Below are 14,150 nucleotides of genomic sequence, written 5' to 3' on the forward strand. Positions count from 1 at the left end.
CCGCGCCGCGCCGGGTCCCGGCCGCGGGAGGCCGCGTGGGTCAACTGTGACCCACCCATGGAACGAACCACGAGTCCCGCGCGTCCGGACCAGGAGGGGGCGCGCAAAGGGCGGCGGGCGCCCCCCGAATCCGCCGTGGGATCATGGCGGGACCGATCGGACCGCAACGGTGCCGCTGATCGCCGGACGTCCAGGTCCGCCGCCCTCCGCCCGGCGGAGGCGCGGCAGCCGACGCGCCCGGCAGCCCCTGCCCGCCCGGAGCCCGCGGCTCCGCCGTCCCAGGAGATCCGCCCCGCATGAACAAAAGTGTGGGCTACGCCCTGCTCGCCGGTCTGGCGGCCGTGGTGGTGCTCGTCTCGACCGCCATCTTCGTCGGCTTCGGCGGCACCGGCGGGTCCTGGGGCAACAACGCCACGCACCAGCCCCGCGACCCGGCGGCGCCCGCCGTCTCCGGTCAGTGGGTCGGTACGTGGTCCGCGGCGGCCGCGGCGGCCGAGCCGGGCACCCTGGACGGCTACGCGGGCATGTCGATCCGCAACGTCGTGCACAGCAGCGTCGGCGGCTCCAGCGCCCGCATCCAGCTGTCGAACCTCTACGGCACCCGCCCGCTGCCGGTCAGCCACGCCTCCCTGGCGCTCGCCGCGGCGCCCAGCGACCCGACGGCCGCGCCCGGCACGATGCGGCGCCTCGCCTTCGGCGGCCGCTCGGCGGTGACCATCCCGGCGGGCGGCGCGGTCACCAGCGACCCGGTCCGGCTGGCCGTCCCGCAGGACGCGGACCTGCTGGTCACCACGTACTCCCCGTCACCGTCCGGCCCCGCCACGTACCACCCGTACGCCCGGCAGACGTCATATCTGGCGCGCGGCGACCGTACGGAGGACACGACGGGCGCGGCGTACACGGAGCAGAGCCCGTACTGGCGGTATCTGACGGGCGTCGACGTGTGGAGCACCGAGGCGCACGGCGCGGTCGTGGTCATCGGCGACTCGATCACCGACGGCATCACCTCCACCGCGGGCGCCAACCACCGCTGGACGGACTTCCTCGCCGCCCGCCTGCGCACCGAGCCGGGCGCGCCCCGCTACGGCGTCCTCAACCAGGGCATCAGCGGCAACCGCCTGCTGGTCAACGGCTCCCGTTTCTCCCCCAACAACGGCCCCAGTGTGCTGTCCCGCCTCGACCGGGACGCGCTCTCGCGCAGCGGCGTGAAGGCGGTCCTGGTGGAGATCGGCATCAACGACCTGCTCAAGACGCCGCGCCAGTACGACCCGGAGAAGATCCTCGCCGGGATGCGGCAGATCGTCAGCGACGCCCACGCCCGCGGCCTGCGGGTGACCGGCGGCACGCTCACCCCGTTCAGCGGCCACCGCGGCTACACCGCCGAGCTCGACGCGGTCCGCCGCACGGTCAACGCGACCATCCGCTCCGGCGCCGTCTTCGACGAGGTCGTCGACTTCGACAAGACCCTCCGCGACCCGTGGTCCCCCGAACGCCTCCGCCCGTCGTACGACTCCGGCGACCACCTCCACCCCAGCGACGCGGGCTACCGGGCGATGGCCGATGCGGTGAACCTGGAGCATCTGCGACGGGCGGCACCGGCGTCGCTCTGAGGCCCCGCCGGGCGCGGCGCAAGCCCGCTGGAAACGGAACGAGAGCCCCGCCCGGCCTCCCGGGAGAACGTCGCCCGCTTCCTGCGGGGCGAGGAGAAACCCGCCGGCCACAACGCCCGCCGGCAGACGGCAGGCCGGAACTGGTCCAGCGGTACCGGGAGGTGGCAGCGGAGTTCCCCGTCGTGGATCTTCCGCCGCTGGAGACGGCGCACTGGCTGATCAAGCCGGGCGCCCTGGTGCGCGGCACCTGGGACGAGCCGGCGGCGGCGGCCGACTGGCTCGGGGATCGGCTCGCCGGGTACGCGTCCCGGTTCGCCGCGGAGCCGGACCGCGACCGTGGGCGGCCGGCGGCGCTGGCCCGCTGCGCCGCCGCCCGGCTCGGGTGGGGCGGTGATGTCTCCCACGGCTTCTCCCTCGAACGTCCGGCGTTCCTGTCCCTGGCGCTGGTGTGCTGCTCCCCGAACCGCGCGCTGCCGGAGCTGGACTGCCCCTTGGGTCAAGGACTGTCCGGGGAGTCAGGGCGTCCGCCCATCTCCCGGTGGAGTTCCAGGAGGTAGGGGTGGTCCAGGCAGGCGTCCTCGACGCGGCCCCGGGCGTCGGTGAGGAGCCAGTCCAGCAGCTCCGGGGTCGCGTGGTACTCGTCGTAGAAGCCCAGGCGCAGGTCGGTGATCTCGTACTCGAACATCACGTCGTCGATGAGGTCGGCGAGGTGGGCGTCGGCGGCCGGGGTGCGGGTGTCGGTCCACACGTCCAGCCAGGGGCGCAGGGTGTGGGTGGCGACGGTGATGAGGCTGAGGGTCTCCCTGATGCGCACGGGGCTGGGATGGGTGTGCAAAGTGTCCCGCCACCAGGCCGACCAGACGTCGCGGAGGGCATCGGCCAGGGGCTTGTCCCACGTGGTCCAGGACGCCTCCAGCAAGCGGGTGGCGATGAGGTCCTCGTCGACGTGGAACTCACCGGTGACGACGGGGCGGATGATGCGCGGGGTCAGCCGGCGGTAGAGGCGGGGGAAGTCGTCCCAGTGGCTGGGCACCTCCTGGGCGACGGAGGAGACCATGTCGTCGGATATCAGGTGCAGCGGTCCGGCGAGTTCGGCGAGGCCCCGCTCGCCGTAGCAGTGCGTGCACCCGTCGACGGGGAAGGGCTCTTCGCGGGCGAACGCGCGGTCCAGCGCGTCGAGCGCGGTCATGAGGTGCTGCCGGTGAGGAGACATGTGCGGCCTGCCGGGGACTCCGTCCGGGCGACCGGCGAAGAGCGCAGAGTATCAGCGTGGCCGCCCTGACCGTTGGCCTTTCCGGGCCGTCCGGTCCGGTCCGGACCGTCCGGACCGCGCCTCGTGACCGGCGCGGCTCGGACGGCATATGCGCCCCTACGGGTGGTAGATCTCCTGCATGGCCGTGACCTTGCCCTGGCCGTTGAGGCGGTAGGCGAAGTGCGGGGTGTTGGTGAGCTTGTGCTTCGTCAGCCATTCCGGGGTGACCTTCACGGCGGTGTTGCCCTTGAAGACCGTGACGGTGGCGCCCCGCACGAAGCCGAACGACCGGGCCGGCCCGGTCGGGGTGTAGACGACCTCCTCGTCGTTGGCCGCGTTGTACTTGCACGTCTCCGGGGTCACGCGCACGACGGTCTTGCCGCCGGTGTTCTTGGCGGAGTTCAGCTTGAGGAAGTGCCGGTACCCCGTGGGCGGGTGGCACGGCTTCCAGACCGTGGCCCGGACGGACGCAGGCGAGGCGGGTGCCGCATGCGGGGCGGCCACGGCGGCGCCGGACACGGTGGCGACGAGGGCGGCGGCGGAGGCGAGGACGGCGGCGCCGGAGACATAACGGTGGTTCATGAGCATCCTCTGGTGCGAAGAGCTGAAGTCTGCTGACGCCCGGTGAGAGGCCCCTCCGCGGCGTTGCGTTGCACCGCGCTACCCCTATATCGGGACGGATCTCGGCCCCTCCCGGAAACGGCGCCCGCAGCCGGGCGGAAATCCCTTCACGTCACGGTGGCGCAGCCGCGAAACTCACCCCATGACCACAGACTTCACCGTGCGCCCGGCCCGCCCCGCCGATGCGCGTCCCTTGGCCTAACTGTGCTGGAGGTTCAAGCAGGAGGACCACGCAGGGCAGCCACCGGACCCGGACCGCCCCCTGGAAGAAGCCGAACACTGGATCCGGCACCGGCTCGGCGACGGCCGCTGGCTGGCCTGGGTCGCGGAGACCGGCGGGGAACTCTGCGGCCACCGGAGCGGTGGCCGCCTGCTCACGGTGGCGGCCACCGGGCACCGCCGGGGCGCGTCAGGGGCGGCGGCGCCGACGTGTCAGTTCTGGTTGACCGGCCAGACGGCCGCCGGATCGCAGCGGTCCGGGCACGCCAGCAGGTAGACCTCGTTGCCCAGGAACAGCCAGTAGGTGTCGGCCCTGACGCTGTAGGGCTGTTCCGGCAGACCGGGGTGGACGGCGAAGTCCATGCCCTCGGGAACCTGGCAGACGTACACCAGGTCCGCGCCGCACGCGCACGTGTACTCCTCGGGCTCCTGCGCCCAGGACGGGTTACCGCCCACCTTGAAGGTCTGGGCCCCGCCGCCCTCCTCGTCGGAGGTGTCCGCGAAAGGCCGCAGAGCCAGCGGCAGCGCACACACGGACGGTTCGGCTTCCGGGGACGGCAGCGCCGCACCGCTCTGTATCAGTACACGCCAGAACGGCGCCGGGTAGGGCGGCTGCGGAGCGTCCCAGTACTTCGGTACGAGCCGGCCGTCGGCGAGCTGGGGCTCGGACGCATCGTTGTGCGCCCGGCAGTGAAAGACCAGGAGGTGGTCTCCGCCGAAAGGCTCCACGTCCCTGGGCATGTCGAACTGGAAGAACAGCGTCATCCGCTCACCGCAGAAGCACTCGGGCCACTCCTGGCCCCGGTCGAGGAAGGGCCGGCCTCCCACCGAGTTCCGTGCCGGACGGACCATCGGTTCGGTTCCGACCTCGACCGCGTAAGCAGGCAGCACCGTCCGCATCCTCTCGTATGACGTTCGAACGTCCGCTCAGGCTATAGCTCCCCTGTGACAGCCGGTCGTGGGTGGGATGACCTCGATGTGCTTGATGTGGCTGTGTGATCGCAGCGCGGCCAGGTCGGCGCCCCTTCCTGCCGATGTCAGACCTCCGTGGAGACCGTGATGAGGATCAGGCCCGAGAGTCCCGTCACTGCCCGGATCGCGTCCGCGAACACCTCCGTCGTCCACGCGGACACGGTGACCGTCAGCGCGGCCGCGGCGGACGGGCGGGCGAGGGCGAACCAGTCCGCCACCTCGGCGAGTTCGATGCGGGCGTCCCCGGCGGGGTGCAGCGGTACGAGTGCGTGGGTGCCGGTGAGGCGGACGGTGCCGACGCGGCGCAGTGCGTCCGGCGAAGAGGCCGGGGCCCTCGACCTGCCGCCGCAGCCGCACGGAATACGGGCCGTACTCGCCGATCGGCAAGCACGGCCCGCTGAACTCCCTTTCCTCATCCGCCGGTTGCCGGACTGTCGGGCCAGGAGATCGCCCCCGGGCCTCGCCGCGAAGGCGCATCCCGCAGGGTGGTCACGACGCGATGCGGGCGCTACATGTTGCCGCCCCGGTGTTCAGGTCCGGCCAGGAACGAGGGAGGGTGCGGCAGCGGCTTTCCGAGCCCGCCGCCGCACATCGGACCAGCTCAGGCCCGGAATTCGTCCGGTCACCTGGGTGCAGGCGCCGCCCGGGGGTATTCGTGAACGAAGCCCCGCCCGGCCTCCAACTCAGGAGGCCGGGGGGCTTTCGTCGTACTCGGGAGCGCCAGGCGGGGCCTACAAAGCCGGCAGTCCGGAGCCCGGGCACATGTCGCGGCCGTCCGGGGGTTGATGGGGAGTGGTGGGTGCTCCCGACTCGGAGCCGACCGTCTGGCCGCACGCCGGGCAGTTACCTTCACACTGTGCGGGGGTCGAAACGCTGCACTCAGACCTCCAACGAGGGTCCGTACCATTTCTGCTGGTCCGTGCTCTGTCCCGGGCGCAGGAGGTGTGCGACGGCGACGTGCATGATGCCTTCGCTGTGGAACGTGACGGTGACACCGGCGTGCTCCGGTGTGCCGCCGTCACGCTGCGACCAGGCGTTGAGGCTCTTGATCTCCCGTGACCCGCTGGAGGCGTAGAGCGCCAGGAGCCACGCTTCCAGGTCCTGCACCTTGATCTTGCCGCCCTGCCCGAAGCCGTCGGGGAACGCGACGGGCTCGATGGCCTCCTCCCCTTCCACCGGCGCCTCGGCCTGGTCGTAGTTCTCACCTACGGGAGCCGTGACGGGATGGTGCAGATACGCCGTGGCACCGCTGGCGAACTGGATCACCTCGCCCGAGAAGTCGGGGGCGTCCGTAAATCCGGCATCCCCGAAGGTCTGCGCTCCCTTGACCGCGGGATGCGCGGCCTTGGTGATCAGGTCGATCGTGAACTGCTGGAATCGAGTAGGGCGCATGGTGGGTCTTTCTCCTTCTCGGCGGACGGACCACTCTTTCACGAGAGGCCCGTGGGAGCCGGGCCCGCCATGCGCCGTGCCCACACCCGAGGGTAGGGCCCCGGCGGCGGCGCGGCGAGAGGGCAGAAAAAGCCCCGCCCGGCCTCCAACGCGGAGGAACGGACGGGGCTTTCGCCGTACGCGGACCAGCTCAGGCGCGGAACTCGTCCGCCTTCACGCCCGCGACGAAGGACGCGAAGGCGGTGGCGGGCACGCTCAGCGCCGGGCCCTGCGGGTCCTTGGAGTCGCGGACGGGGACGACGCCGCGCGAGGCAACGAGGTTGGCGGCAACCTCGATGCACTGGCCGCCATTGTTGCTGTACGAGGACTTGAACCAGCGGGGAGATTCGGTCGTCACGGGGAGCCCTTTCGCAACTGCTTGATCATGGCCACGGATTCCGCCTGGGAGGGCGCTTCGGCCTGTAGCTGATGGTAGGCCGTCAGCAGAGGCAGCACGAATGTGATGTCCCGCTCAAGGTGCCCCTGCTGAGCGGACTCGGCGTAGGCCATGAGCGAGCGGTCGGACTGCGTCAGCACGGTGACCGGCAAGTCGAACGGGCGCTGCGTCCCCATGTCGAACGGCGCCACCTGAACCACGGTGTGGGACAGCTCGGCGAATTCGAGCACCCGGTCCAGTTGGGCGTTCATGACTTTCGCCCCGCCCACAGGTCGCCGTACGCAGCCCTCGTCCAGCACGACGAAGACCAGCGGCGGAGGCGTCCGCAGGAGGGCCGCCTGCCGCTCCGCGACGAGCGCGACCCGTTCCTCCGCCTGCTCCTCCGTGATCGCGCCGCGCTTCACGGCGCTCTCCGCCAGTGCCGTCGCGTATTCCGGCGTCTGAAGGAGTCCCGGTATCACCCCGACCTCGTACAGACGGATCTCCGCCGCCTGCGCCTCGTACTCGACGAACTGCGGGAAGCCCTCCAGCAGGCCCGAGTGTTGGAGCTTCCGCCACGCGCGTTCGAATTCTTCTCCGGTGCCCAGCGCTACGTCCGCCCGCCGGGCGAGCGGAAGAGTCGGACGTTTGCGGCCAGTTTCGACCGCCGAGATATGCGTGCCGGAATATCCCATCCGCTCGGCCAATTCCTCCTGCTTCCAGCCGCGTTCCTCACGCGACGTGCGCAGACGTGCCCCGAACGCCGCCTCCGGCGAGCTGTCCGGGTCCAACTCCTTGCGATTCAAGGGTAGATCACCAACTTTTCCTCCCCCTCACACACGTTGAACGACGCCTCCAACGTAGGTCACGCTGCACCCCCCTGGTAGTGGAATGACTACAGAGAGGAACGATCGTGTCTGTCGAACGTGGGTCCGAGGAGCGCGATCAGGTCCCTTACCGGCCGGAGGTCGGTGAGCTGGTCGCGGACGCCGACCGCCGCTGTCTCGGCGTCGTCAAAGGGGAGTTGTGCGGGGCGTGGTCCCTGCGGTCGCTGACGGGCGGCGTGGAGTGGGTCGCCGATGCCGCGTACATCCGCCGCGCGTCCCGCGCCGAGCGGCTGATCGCGGGGATCACGCTGGTCAACGCGCGCAGCCGGGGAGAGATCCTGTGACCGGCTATCTCGCCGAAGTGCGCCTGGAAACCCGGCCGTCGGGGCCCGGCGAGGGCGCCACGTACACCGTCTGCGCACTGTGGACCGTCTCCCCCGTCCTGGCCGTGCGGTGGCTGCGCGGGCAGGCGCTGCGGCTGGCGGAACGGGTGGAGCCCGAGCCGGTGCGGTCGCCGTGGGCCTGGCTGACGCGCGGGGCGGCGGACGTACCGGATCACGCCGCGAAGGTGCGGGCGTGGGCGTGGGACGCGGGTGAGGAGCGGGCCGCGCGCGAGCACATCAAGCGCGGGCACGCCCTGTTCGTCACCCTCCCGGAGGCCGAGCGCACCCACACGCTGAGCATCTGGCCGGGTCAGCCGCCCGGCGATTCAGGTCAGGCGCCACCGGAACCGTTCCGGCACCGCATCGGCGGGCTCAGCCACCCGCTCCACGTCCTCGCCGAAGACCCATGGAGGTAGCCGTGACCGACCCCGAGCGCCCGGACGCGCCCCGCTCCGGCACCGTCGGCGAAGACGTCCTGCGCGTCCACGCACTCATCGGCAACGACGACCCCCGGCCCAAATGCGGCGCCGGGGAGGGCGAGACCGTCGACGAATGGCTGCGGGCGGTCAACTGCCCGGAGTGCCGGTAGCGGGAGGAGCGTTCCGTCGGATCAGGAGTGGGCCGATTCCATGGCGCCGCGACCGTCGCGGCCATTCACCTCCGACTTCATTCATGATCCGTCGGACAGTTCTCGGCCACGAGATGGCCAACCGGCCGCCGCCCTGGCCTTCTTGTGGGCTACAGCGTTTCCGGCCTCCTGATGCGCTTGGGGGCGGCCCGCCTTCCCTATATTCAGAAGGGGTGAAAATTACCAAACGGCGATTTTTGGATGATCTCGGAATTCAACCTGGATACCCGATCGTTTAGGTGTCTCTGTCGGGCAGCAGGTTCCCTTTGCACCGTTCGAGGCGAAGGGACACGAACATGACTGACTGGCAGCAAGTCTCCGGTGGTCTCACGACGATCTCGGTGGGGTCCAGGACGCACGTGTGGGGGGGTGAACTCCCTCGGCCAGATGTACCGGTACACCGGATACGACTCCAACCCCTGGACCGGGATCCCCGGTAACGCCGTAGACATCGGGGTGGCCGCCGACGGCACCGTCTGGCACGTCAACTCCGGCGGCGGAATCTACCGCTACACCGGAGACCAGCCGAGCTGACCTCAGTCAGCAAGCCCGAGAGGCCCTGCCGGGACCGCACGGGCCTCTCGCCCCCTTCCACCGGGCAATGTCACCGCGCACCGATCGCTCTACGGCTACGCGAGTGACCCACCGAACGACACGCCTAGGGTCTGTCGGGCTCGTCCTCACCTTCCTGTCCTGCCCGGACCGCCCGCCGCCGCTGCGCGAGCCGCTCCCACGACCACGCGGTCCACGGATGTTCCGGGCCGAGCACCCGCGCCCGCGCATCGGCCACCCGCTCGGCCTGCGCCACCGCTTCTTCTCGCTGACCCAGCTCACCGAGGACGCGGCTCAGCAAGGAGCGGCCGGCGAGGGTCTTGGGGTGGTCCGGTCCGTAGCGGCGCTCGAAGGCGGCCACCACGCCGCGGACCAGGGGCAGGGCCCGGTGCTGCTGGCCGCTGACGATCAGGGCGAAGGCGTAGTTCAGCTCGGCGGCCAAGGTGATCGGATGCCCGGGGCCGACCGCGGTGCGGCAGTCCGCCAGCAGCTCGGGGCCGGTGACCGGGTCCAGCTCCGGGCCGACCGTGAACTCCAGCAGGTAGGTCCGCGCGATGAGCGTGGACGGATGGGCTGCGCCCAGCGTGACGGTCCGGCCCTCGACGGCCCGCCGCAACAGCGACACCGCCTCCGTCTTCCGATCGAGTCCCCAGAACAGCACCGAGGACAGTCCCACACAGCTCTCCAGCGTCTCGACGGCTTCCGTGCCGAACGCGGCGGTGCAGTCGTCAAGGGCCCGGCGGTGGGACGCCTCCGCTTCCTCATACCGTCCGAGCCGGTAGAGGGCCCGCCCGACGCGTTGGCGGAGCGCGATCACCGCGGGGTGGCTCGCGTCCGGAAGCTCCGTCGCGAGAGCGTCCTGCGCCACCGACAGCGCGGACGCATAGTCGCCCGCCCGGTGCAGGGCCGTCACGAGCCGCAACGCGCAGTCCAGCACCCGGGCGAGGGGCTCCGGACCGATCTCCGTCCATTGGCACGCCCGGCGCAGCAACGCCCGGATGTGCGGCGCGTACGGAGCGAGTGACGGATCCTCGCGCGCCCACGGCTGCGTGGCCTCGGGCAGCACCGTGCCGAGCAGCTCGGCGGCGGCGCCGACCAGCGCCCCACGACGGTCCGCCGGGGTGCTCCGGGCGATGCTGTCGAGCAGCACCCCGTGCGTACGCACACAGCGGGGCGGACCGGGTACGAGGCGGGTGAGCGAGTGGTCGAGCAGTCCGCGGAGCGCCGTCTCCACCCGGGCGCGGGGCAGCACCGCGCCGATGCCCGTACCGGCCAGCAGGTGAAGCGGCAGCGGGTCGTGGGACCAGCAGGCGAGTAGCTGGATCAAGGTGGTGGCCTCGGGCAGCCCGTGGGTGCGCAGTGCGTCCAGGGACAGTTCCCAGGTGCTGCTGGCGAGATGGCGCGAGTCGTGACCGCTGCCGTACGCGGCGCCTTGGTCCAGCAGGTCGATGGCGTCCGCCTCGGGCCCCCGCTCAAGGGCCCGCCCGTACTCCGCCATGTTCCACGGGTCGATCACCTGGTGCGCCAGGTAGCCGCCCGCGAGGGTGAGCGCCAGCGGCAGCCGCCCGAGCCGGTCCGCGATCTCGGCCGCCTCCTCCACCGTCCCGCTCTCCGGAGCCAGATCGCACAGCACCCGTGCCGCGTCCTCCCGCGGCAGCACACCCACGTGATGCAGCTCGGCACCGGGCCACCAATGCGCGGCAACCTGTCGGGTGGTGACCAAGGTGGTGCCGCGCGGGCTGGTGCGCAGCCAGCTGCCGTCACGCAGGATGGCCGGGTCGTCGGCGTTGTCGATCACCAGCAGCCACGGCTGGTCGGAGTGGTCCAGCCGGTCCCAGACCAGGTCCGCGGCGGCCCGCAGCCCGCTGCGCGCGGCGGTCAGCTCGCCTTCGCCCGCCCCGCGGTCCGCGGCGACGGCGAGCATTCCGGCGCGCAGCGAGGTCAGATCGGAGGCGTTGACCCACAGTCCGATCCGGCCGCCCTCGGCCGTCGCGGAACGGAAGATCTCGGAAGCGACGGCGGTCTTGCCGCAGCCACCCAGGCCGTACAGCACGTAGACGTCATGGGCTCCGCCGTCCTCGATGGCGGTCCGCAGCCGCTCCATCAAATCCACCCGGTCCCGCAGGACCACCGGGGAGCGCCCTATGGCCGGTCGCCGTACGGAGTCCGGCGCCGACCCCGGGGTGGCGGGCCAGGCATCACCGTGGTGGTGGTGCTCGGTGATGTGCTGGTCCCCGCCGGACTGGTAAACCCGGCCGTTGTTGTCCGCCCGGCCCTCGGTCGGCCCATTCATCGGCGCATGCTCCTCACGCTGCCGCGCTCAGGCGGCATATCAGCGGACGGCGGGCGGTCCGAGCGGGGCGATCTCCCGCTCGAAGAACTCCGAGAATTCCTCGCCCTTGCGGTAAAGGGACTCGAATTCGGCGACCGTCGTCGCGATCTGCTCGGGATCGAGAAACCGGCGCGCGCCCGCACCCTTCAGCTCCTCGTCGTAAATCACCGCGTACATCACCGAATTCCCGAGGGCGACGATCTCGGGCAGCGGCCCGTCCTGCTCCAGGTCGGCAATCTCCCGGGCGTCCAGCACCCGGATCTCCTCGCCCAGCTCCGACCGGAGCCGGAAGGAATTCATCTCCCACTGGAGATACGGGGTCACGGGGAATTCGACGATACGAAGCCGCCGGAACGCCAGGCCACGTCGGGCGCAATCCTGGAAGTACGCGGCAAGGGGGTCCCGCTTGGCTTCGATCAGCCGCAACGCGCCCGTCCAGTCCCCGGCGGCGAAGGCGTCCCAGCTCGTAGACCCATGCTCCTTGAACGTCTGACCGCGCTCGATCTTGGCGAGGAACGGGATGTCGCTCTCGTAGAACCGGCCGAAGTCGGCGAGGTAGTCCGGCCTCTTGAGGGTCTCGCCGGCACCGTCGCGGAAGCACTCAAACACGAGGGATGTCTTTCTTTGCTGCGATGAGCGTGCTGCGGGGGATGACCACGAGGCGCTCGTCCGCACCGATCGAGACGCCGTCCGGGAGACGAGCACCGAGGGAGGCGGTGAGATCACGTCCGATCACGGCGATATCGCCGCTCTCCAACTCCCAGCTGTCCGGGCATTCCGGACCTTGATCGCTGCTACCCAGCTCCAGCGCCGATTTCCCCAGACGCCTCTTGAATCCCGTTTCCGGATCCGCTTCCCATGGCCTGCCCATGACGCCCCCTCCGCTCGTCCTGTCGCCCCAAAGTAGCAGCAGTATTCGAGCAAGTACCTTGTGCAGTAAGGGGTTTGGACTGATTGGGTGAAGAATTGGCCAGAGCGGGCGAGGGCACCGCCGCGCCGCTGGGCTGATGTCTCCGGGCCCGCCGCCTTCCCCGGCGGCGGGCCCGGTGGTCAGCCGCCCGCCACCGGCGCCGCCGCCCCACCCGCATACAACCGCGCGATCACATCCTCGATATCCGGCTCGCGGATCGACAGATCCACCAGCGGGTAACGCTCGGCGATGGCGGCGACCAGGGGGGCGGCGCTCGCCGAGGCGGGGAAGGCCAGCCATTGGCGGGGGCCGGCGACCTTGACCGTGCGGGCGCCGGGTACGCCGTCGATCGGGGGGAGTTCGCGGTCCAGGTCGACCACGAGGGTGCGTTCGCCCTCGCCCGCCGCGCGCAGTCCGGCGAGCCGGCCGTCGTAGACCAGGCGGCCGTGGTCGATGACCATCACCCGGCGGCACAGCTGCTCGATGTCGGTGAGGTCGTGGGTGGTCAGCAGGACGGTGGTGCCGCGTTCCGCGTTCACGTCGCGGAGGAAGGAGCGGACCTTCGCCTTGCTGACGACGTCGAGGCCGATCGTCGGCTCGTCGAGGTAGAGCACCTCGGGGTCGTGCAGCAGCGCCGCCGCGATGTCCCCGCGCATCCGCTGCCCGAGCGAGAGCTGCCGTACCGGCACGTCCAGCAGCGGCGCAAGGTCCAGCAGCTCCACGCAGCGCTCCAGGTTGGCGCGGTAGGCGGCGTCCGAAACGCGGTACATCCGGCGCACCAACTCGTAGGAATCCTTCAGCGGCAGGTCCCACCAGAGGGTGGTGCGCTGGCCGAAGACGACGCCGATGCGGCGGGCGAGGCGTACGCGTCCCCCGGCGGCGCCGCCCGCCCCGGAGCGGGCGAACGGGTCGATGCCCGCGACCCGCAGCCGCCCGGCGCTGGGCATCAGAATGCCCGTCAGCATCTTGATGGTGGTGGACTTCCCGGCGCCGTTCGGGCCGATGTAGCCGACCATCTCGCCGCGGGCGACGGTGAAGTCGAGGCCGGCGACGGCCCGTACCTCCTCCCGCACCCGCCGCAGCCGCCCCACCTTGCGCCGCACCGAGAACACCTTCTCGACCCCGGCCACCTCGATCAGCGCGTCCCCTGCGCCGCCTTCGTTCACTACAACTCCCTTTTTCCATACGCCTGTTGGATGGATACGTCAGCTGCCGGTGCTGCGGTACGCGGAGAGTGCGCGGCGCCACAACAGGCCCGCGGCCGTGCAGAGCAGCGCGGCGACCGCCGGGCCCAGGAAGGCCACCCACTGCGGCAGGCCCAGCGGCTCGGGGCGACCCAGCAGCCAGAGGGCGGGCAGCCAGTTCACGAAGGCCAGCGGGACGATGAAGGTGACGCCGCGCACCAGGTCCCTGGCGAAGACCGTCGGCGGGTACTGGAGCATCGCCTTGCCGCCGTAGGTGAAGGAGTTCTGCACCTCGGCGGCGTCCTGCGCCCAGAACTGGAAGGCGGCGCCCGCCGTGAAGACCGCCCCGAAGATCGCAGTCCCGGTCAGCAGCATCACCGGCACCATCAGCACCCGGCCCGCCGTCCACTCCACGTCGACGTGGCCGAGCGCCCAGCCCAGCACCAGCAGCGCCTGGGTGATGCCGCCCAGCCGCCGCAGCGCGAACCGGTCGGCCGCCAGCTGCGCGAAGACCGGCACCGGGCGCAGCAGCAGCGTGTCCAGCGAGCCGTCCCGGATCCGGCTGCCGAGCCGGTCCATGCTGCCCATCAGCAGGTCCGCCAGGTTCATCGCGGTGCCCGACGCGCCGTAGAGCAGGGCGACCTCGGGCAGCGAGAAGCCGCCGAGGACGTCGACGCGGGAGAACATCAGCAGCAGCGCGACGAAGTCCAGCGCGGTGGCGGCGAAGTTGCCGAACGTCATCATCACGAACGACGCCCGGTAGGCGAGCGTCGAGCGCACCCACATCCACACCAGCAGCCGGTACGCGCGCAGCCCGTGCGCCACCACCGCCATCCGGCCCCCGGCGTCCGGC

17 protein-coding genes and 1 pseudogene are annotated in these 14,150 nt (G+C 71.1%); 6 read left to right on the plus strand and 12 right to left on the minus strand.

Going from position 1 to position 14,150, the window contains the following annotated elements:
- Window positions 1–296: 296 nt before the first annotated feature.
- The gene (locus OG422_RS10660; RefSeq protein WP_143942834.1) at window positions 297–1,610 is read left to right on the plus strand and encodes an SGNH/GDSL hydrolase family protein; all 1,314 of its coding nucleotides are present in this window, start codon (window positions 297–299) and stop codon (window positions 1,608–1,610) included.
- A 107-nt stretch (window positions 1,611–1,717) separates the two neighbouring features.
- Window positions 1,718–2,167 (plus strand): annotated as a pseudogene (locus OG422_RS10665) (hypothetical protein); the annotation flags it as partial.
- On the opposite strand, the gene OG422_RS10670 reads toward OG422_RS10665, so the two are convergent.
- The 7 genes from OG422_RS10670 to OG422_RS10700 all read right to left on the minus strand — a co-directional run bounded on the left by OG422_RS10670 (window position 2,107) and on the right by OG422_RS10700 (window position 7,287).
- A complete protein-coding gene (locus OG422_RS10670; RefSeq protein ID WP_405742243.1) occupies window positions 2,107–2,823 on the minus strand; it encodes a hypothetical protein in 717 nt (238 codons plus the stop codon). The pseudogene OG422_RS10665 and the gene OG422_RS10670 overlap by 61 nt on opposite strands.
- Window positions 2,824–2,979: 156 nt before the next feature.
- Complete coding sequence (locus OG422_RS10675) at window positions 2,980–3,444, minus strand: hypothetical protein (protein ID WP_405742245.1); 465 nt, start codon at window positions 3,442–3,444, stop codon at window positions 2,980–2,982.
- A 471-nt stretch (window positions 3,445–3,915) separates the two neighbouring features.
- Window positions 3,916–4,602, minus strand: coding sequence for a hypothetical protein (locus OG422_RS10680; RefSeq protein WP_405742247.1), 687 nt, complete (start codon window positions 4,600–4,602; stop codon window positions 3,916–3,918).
- A gap of 137 nt (window positions 4,603–4,739) precedes the next feature.
- Complete coding sequence (locus OG422_RS10685; protein WP_405742249.1) at window positions 4,740–5,090, minus strand: hypothetical protein; 351 nt, start codon at window positions 5,088–5,090, stop codon at window positions 4,740–4,742.
- Window positions 5,091–5,553: 463 nt separating this feature from the next.
- Window positions 5,554–6,066 carry a hypothetical protein gene (locus OG422_RS10690; RefSeq protein WP_405742251.1) on the minus strand — a complete coding sequence of 171 codons (513 nt, stop codon included), beginning with the start codon at window positions 6,064–6,066 and terminating at the stop codon, window positions 5,554–5,556.
- Window positions 6,067–6,256: 190 nt separating this feature from the next.
- Complete coding sequence (locus OG422_RS10695; RefSeq protein ID WP_405742253.1) at window positions 6,257–6,463, minus strand: DUF397 domain-containing protein; 207 nt, start codon at window positions 6,461–6,463, stop codon at window positions 6,257–6,259.
- A complete protein-coding gene (locus OG422_RS10700) occupies window positions 6,460–7,287 on the minus strand; it encodes a Scr1 family TA system antitoxin-like transcriptional regulator (protein ID WP_405742255.1) in 828 nt (275 codons plus the stop codon). Before OG422_RS10700 ends, OG422_RS10695 begins: the two co-directional genes overlap by 4 nt.
- 107 nt (window positions 7,288–7,394) lie before the next feature.
- On the opposite strand from OG422_RS10700, the gene OG422_RS10705 reads away from it, so the two are divergent.
- From OG422_RS10705 to OG422_RS10720, 4 genes are all read left to right on the plus strand, one after another.
- Complete coding sequence (locus OG422_RS10705) at window positions 7,395–7,652, plus strand: hypothetical protein (protein ID WP_143942825.1); 258 nt, start codon at window positions 7,395–7,397, stop codon at window positions 7,650–7,652.
- On the plus strand, window positions 7,649–8,107 hold the full coding sequence (locus OG422_RS10710) for a hypothetical protein (protein WP_405742257.1): 459 nt from the start codon (window positions 7,649–7,651) through the stop codon (window positions 8,105–8,107). Before OG422_RS10705 ends, OG422_RS10710 begins: the two co-directional genes overlap by 4 nt.
- A gap of 2 nt (window positions 8,108–8,109) precedes the next feature.
- Entirely contained in the window at window positions 8,110–8,280 is a 171-nt protein-coding gene (locus tag OG422_RS10715) for a hypothetical protein (protein ID WP_405742259.1), read from the plus strand.
- A gap of 408 nt (window positions 8,281–8,688) precedes the next feature.
- The gene (locus OG422_RS10720) at window positions 8,689–8,853 is read left to right on the plus strand and encodes a tectonin domain-containing protein (protein ID WP_405742261.1); all 165 of its coding nucleotides are present in this window, start codon (window positions 8,689–8,691) and stop codon (window positions 8,851–8,853) included.
- Between the two features lie 124 nt (window positions 8,854–8,977).
- Here OG422_RS10720 and OG422_RS10725 read toward each other — a convergent pair whose 3' ends face one another.
- The 5 genes from OG422_RS10725 to OG422_RS10745 all read right to left on the minus strand — a co-directional run bounded on the left by OG422_RS10725 (window position 8,978) and on the right by OG422_RS10745 (window position 14,131).
- On the minus strand, window positions 8,978–11,164 hold the full coding sequence (locus OG422_RS10725) for a tetratricopeptide repeat protein (protein ID WP_405742263.1): 2,187 nt from the start codon (window positions 11,162–11,164) through the stop codon (window positions 8,978–8,980).
- Between the two features lie 39 nt (window positions 11,165–11,203).
- Window positions 11,204–11,812, minus strand: a complete 609-nt coding sequence (locus OG422_RS10730; RefSeq protein WP_405742265.1) for a DUF6879 family protein — start codon at window positions 11,810–11,812, stop codon at window positions 11,204–11,206.
- The gene (locus OG422_RS10735; protein ID WP_405742267.1) at window positions 11,805–12,074 is read right to left on the minus strand and encodes a hypothetical protein; all 270 of its coding nucleotides are present in this window, start codon (window positions 12,072–12,074) and stop codon (window positions 11,805–11,807) included. Before OG422_RS10735 ends, OG422_RS10730 begins: the two co-directional genes overlap by 8 nt.
- A 179-nt stretch (window positions 12,075–12,253) precedes the next feature.
- Entirely contained in the window at window positions 12,254–13,279 is a 1,026-nt protein-coding gene (locus OG422_RS10740; protein ID WP_405742269.1) for an ATP-binding cassette domain-containing protein, read from the minus strand.
- 39 nt (window positions 13,280–13,318) lie between these two features.
- Entirely contained in the window at window positions 13,319–14,131 is an 813-nt protein-coding gene (locus OG422_RS10745) for an ABC transporter permease (protein WP_405747726.1), read from the minus strand.
- Window positions 14,132–14,150: the final 19 nt, after the last annotated feature.

This window comes from Streptomyces sp. NBC_01525, assembly GCF_045040405.1.
GTDB lineage: Bacteria > Actinomycetota > Actinomycetes > Streptomycetales > Streptomycetaceae > Streptomyces > Streptomyces benahoarensis.

Coding starts and splice junctions, on each gene's coding strand:
- OG422_RS10660 (WP_143942834.1), top strand. CDS start 297: ATGAACAAAAGTGTGGGCTACGCCCTGCTCGCCGGTCTGGCGGCCGTG.
- OG422_RS10670 (WP_405742243.1), bottom strand. CDS start 2,823: ATGTCTCCTCACCGGCAGCACCTCATGACCGCGCTCGACGCGCTGGAC.
- OG422_RS10675 (WP_405742245.1), bottom strand. CDS start 3,444: ATGAACCACCGTTATGTCTCCGGCGCCGCCGTCCTCGCCTCCGCCGCC.
- OG422_RS10680 (WP_405742247.1), bottom strand. CDS start 4,602: ATGCGGACGGTGCTGCCTGCTTACGCGGTCGAGGTCGGAACCGAACCG.
- OG422_RS10685 (WP_405742249.1), bottom strand. CDS start 5,090: ATGAGGAAAGGGAGTTCAGCGGGCCGTGCTTGCCGATCGGCGAGTACG.
- OG422_RS10690 (WP_405742251.1), bottom strand. CDS start 6,066: ATGCGCCCTACTCGATTCCAGCAGTTCACGATCGACCTGATCACCAAG.
- OG422_RS10725 (WP_405742263.1), bottom strand. CDS start 11,164: ATGAATGGGCCGACCGAGGGCCGGGCGGACAACAACGGCCGGGTTTAC.
- OG422_RS10735 (WP_405742267.1), bottom strand. CDS start 12,074: ATGGGCAGGCCATGGGAAGCGGATCCGGAAACGGGATTCAAGAGGCGT.
- OG422_RS10745 (WP_405747726.1), bottom strand. CDS start 14,131: ATGGCGGTGGTGGCGCACGGGCTGCGCGCGTACCGGCTGCTGGTGTGG.